General features: G+C 62.4%; 1 protein-coding gene. It reads right to left on the minus strand.

The annotated features are described in order from the left end of the window. Positions 1–609 (minus strand): urocanate hydratase family protein (locus tag AC0L3B_RS38215; protein WP_473382711.1); only part of this gene is annotated, 609 nt, incomplete at both ends.

Below are 609 nucleotides of genomic sequence, written 5' to 3' on the forward strand. Positions count from 1 at the left end.
TCTCGGTGGTCTGCTCGTCGACGTAGCGGCTGTTCAGGCGGAAGTCGATGCTGACCTGCTGGCATTCGATGTTCAGCGAGCAAGCGCCCGCCAGGGTTGCGGCCAGTGGCTGCGCGCCACCCATACCGCCCAGGCCTGCGGTGAGCACCCAGCGGCCAGTGAGGTCGCTGTTGTAATGCTGGCGGCCGGCTTCGACGAAGGTTTCGTAAGTGCCCTGCACGATGCCCTGGCTGCCGATGTAGATCCAGCTGCCAGCGGTCATCTGGCCGTACATGGCCAGGCCCTTGGCATCCAGTTCATTGAAGTGTTCCCAACTGGCCCAGTGCGGCACCAGGTTGGAGTTGGCGATCAGTACGCGCGGCGCATTGCTGTGGGTCTTGAACACGCCCACCGGCTTGCCGGATTGCACCAGCAGGGTTTCATCATCATTGAGATTGGTAAGGCTCTCGACGATCTGGTCGTAGCACTCCCAGTTGCGCGCGGCACGGCCGATACCGCCGTACACCACCAGCTCTTTCGGGTTCTCGGCCACTTGCGGGTCGAGGTTGTTCATCAGCATGCGCAGCGGCGCTTCAGTCAGCCAGCTTTTGGCGGTGAGCTTGTTACCGC

The organism is Bradyrhizobium sp. Kon56 (assembly GCF_055807635.1).